This window comes from Sphaerospermopsis reniformis, from assembly GCF_005402885.1.
Lineage (GTDB): Bacteria > Cyanobacteriota > Cyanobacteriia > Cyanobacteriales > Nostocaceae > Sphaerospermopsis > Sphaerospermopsis kisseleviana.
The window spans coordinates 1-3,157 of record NZ_BJCE01000378.1 but is presented as its reverse complement, the minus strand read 5'-3'; the positions used below and the strand labels follow the sequence as shown (position 1 = coordinate 3,157).

General features: G+C 39.8%; 3 protein-coding genes and 1 pseudogene. All 4 read right to left on the bottom strand.

What is annotated here, in order from left to right; all coding sequences use genetic code 11:
* Positions 1-99: 99 nt before the first annotated feature.
* Positions 100-1,122 (bottom strand): glycosyltransferase family 4 protein, encoded by a 1,023-nt coding sequence (locus FFR48_RS26570; protein WP_236104201.1) that lies wholly within the window; start codon positions 1,120-1,122, stop codon positions 100-102.
* A complete protein-coding gene (locus FFR48_RS26565; protein WP_137669421.1) occupies positions 1,122-2,129 on the bottom strand; it encodes a glycosyltransferase family 2 protein in 1,008 nt (335 codons plus the stop codon). The genes FFR48_RS26570 and FFR48_RS26565 overlap by 1 nt, the downstream gene beginning before the upstream one ends.
* An 8-nt stretch (positions 2,130-2,137) precedes the next feature.
* Positions 2,138-2,770, bottom strand: coding sequence for a class I SAM-dependent methyltransferase (locus tag FFR48_RS26560; protein ID WP_137669420.1), 633 nt, complete (start codon positions 2,768-2,770; stop codon positions 2,138-2,140).
* 140 nt (positions 2,771-2,910) lie between these two features.
* Positions 2,911-3,157 (bottom strand): annotated as a pseudogene (locus FFR48_RS29760) (IS701 family transposase); the annotation flags it as partial.

The following is a 3,157-nucleotide window of genomic DNA, read 5'->3' as shown; positions in this document are numbered from 1 at the left end:
GGAGGCATTGCAAGAGTGTTAAGATATCAAACATGGGCTGTGTGTGGCTTTCGAGTTATCGTTGTGGAAGACTATAACTCTACTACATCAGCCCTCTTTTTATACTCTTTTTTTGGCTAAGGTATTGTCACATAAAAAACCATTTTCTTGATATTTTATATAATCTTTCATTCCTCCTTGATTGCTAGCAACAACACAAAGACCCCTTGACAAAGACTCTAATGAGGTTTTCCCTGCTCCTTCTACGAAGGAGGGAAAAATAAAAATTCCACATGAATCATATAAAGTAATAAGTTTTTCTTGGGGTTGCCAATCTAAAAAATGAACACGAGATATGATTTCAGAATTTAACAAAGATTTGAGATAACTATGATCATTTGCCTGGGTAACCCAAGTCATCGTCACATCTTGATAAGTTCCTAGAATTTGATTGATGATTTTAGCAAGAATGATTGGCGCTTTAAAAAAGGCAGATTGTCCGACGTAAAGAAGTCTTTTATTCCTATCAGAAGAATAGGGGAAAGTTGGTCTATTTATAAAAATATCAGGGACACCATGGTGAATAACCTTAACTTTCTTTGGAACTACCTGAAGCGCATTCAGCAGACAATTACGGTCATCCTCACAGGTGACAATAATACCATTGCAATATTTAACCACCTCATGCCACTGACGCTGTAACAACTTACGTAAACCTGCCGTTAAGAACCCAGGAAAACGCGATTCTGGAACACCGAGTTTCTGATACCAGTAAGGTAACACTTCATCCACTCTTAACTCAACCCCATGACTGCGATTGATTACCAATCCTTTAAAGCCCCCCTGTTTTAAAGCCTTGGCGGCTAAATAAGCTTGAGGTTGACTCATTTGAATAACATCATAATCTTTCGTGGCGATGGACTTCATAACAGCCCGGCGGTAGGCTCTAGGTTGCTCTAACAAGGAATGGAGATTACCGTGATGAATGCGCCTGTGTCCTAAATCATCAGCCCAAATTTCATCTACCTCATGACCAATTTCTCTCAATGCTTGGTTGGTGTAATAAACTGTTCCTGCGGCTCCAGAGTTAGGATCGCAAAGAGTATCAGCAACTGTCAGAATGCGTAAAGGAGAGTTAATCATCAATAGGGTATTGTGTGGACTTTAGCAAAGGGAAATTGCAGAATACTTTGCCCCAAACGAAACCATCCTTTCCAGTGCCAGGGACACAGACCTACTGTTTGCCATAGGTAGTTAACTGCTCGGCGATCGCCGTTGGTTAGTAATTGAGAACCCAAAAAATAGGCAGCTTTAGCAACAGCGAAGGGGTCGGGAGGATGTTTTTGCCATTTGTTGGCGAGGAGTTGGCTGCGTAGTTGTTTTGCTTCTTCTAGATAAACAGATTCTGATTGGCTGTTTAAACGGGCGGTTTTACACAGTTGACCCAGTTCTCCAAATCGAGATTGTATGGCACGATTAACACCGGAGGTGGAGTTAATCTCCCTGCGGTGAAGATATAGTACCTGGGACAGGCTGGCAAACTGGGCTTTTTCTGCTATCCTTAACCATAGATCTGAATCTTGAGCAAAATAGAAATCAGGGCGGTAACCACCGATGGCATTGTACACTGATTTGCGAAACAAAACACTACCATGGGCACCCGGACCCTGGCGGCGATGAAGTAATTCCTGGGTGGCTATTTCAGGGCTTTCAGATCGTTGAATAATGGTCAGTGGCTCTCCTTCGGGTCCGATATATTGGGTAGAGCAGGAAACCATACCAATCTGTGGACTACTTTGGATTTTAGCCAATTGCAGTTCCAGACGTTGCGGGTAGGAGTAATCATCAGCATCCTGACGGGCAATGAATTCACCTTGGGCTTGGTTACACCCCCGGATTAAGGCCTGGGTTAGCCCAGTATTTTCTTGGTGAATCACTTTTATTCGTGAGTCCTGACTGGCTAGGCGATCTAAAATTGTTCCTGTTTCATCTGTTGAACCGTCGTTGATGATAATGAATTCAAAATCTGTGAAGGTTTGGTTTAAAATACTGTCTACTGAGGTTTTAACCGTCTGAGCATCGTTATAGACGCTCATGACAACGGAAACGTTTGGTAATAATATCCCCTCATTTTTTGGAAACCCTGTCATATTATTCTTTAATCATTATGAATACGAATTATATCATTTAATACATAGCAGGACTGGTAGACTTTACTTCCCAGTATGAATTGCTGTAGATCGCTGAGATCGGGATAATCATTAGACCCATTAAAACATCTGGCATCATCTATCAGAATGATATGTTGATGCTTTAAAGGATGATTTAAAATATTTGTTAATTCAGTTAAAATAGGGGTATCTTTATCACCACAGGAAGTAATACCACCAGAATAGTGAGCATCCAAATAGAATAGAACTGGCTCTTCAATGTTCTCAATAATTTGGGGTAAAACAACAGAACTATCGCCTTGATAAAGACTTATGTGAGGCTGGTTTGCAAACTTGAATCTGGCATTTTGATAAAGTTCTTCACTAAGCTCTATAGAGTAGAGACGCCTAAAATTGCGAGACACAGCTTGTATTGTATTCCCCATATAAGTTCCAGTTTCTACAAATGTTTTGATTCGATATTTACTCGCATAGTGTTTTATAGCCCAATGTTTTACAATTGCGGGGGGGACTGGACAACCATCAAAACGCCACTGCACATACTTCTTGTAGTAATGATACATAGAACGAAGATGGACATATTGAGAATTTCCTTCCAATAATTTTCCTAAATAACTCATGGATAATCTCCAAACAAATAAGGTAACACTAAACGGACTTACGCAAAAGGGAACGAAAGTAGGGGTAATTCATGAATTACCCCTACGCAAGAATAAGGTTTTCAGTCACATCTTGCGTAAGTCCTAAAATTGTTAACTGCATACCAAGTATCCATTAAAACTGTATCAAATGGCAGAACCTTTTCATATACAAGCCCTTGCAACATATTTTTCACATGGTCAACTTTACTTAAACCATCATTGTCAGGGTTAAAAATACAATAATCTATTACCCAAAATTTGAGAGTTTTAGGATTAACATATATACAATTGACTATTCCAATTCCTTTGACGATGCCATGCTCATTTCCACTATATTGCCTTCGCACTATTTCAATCTTTTCTGAA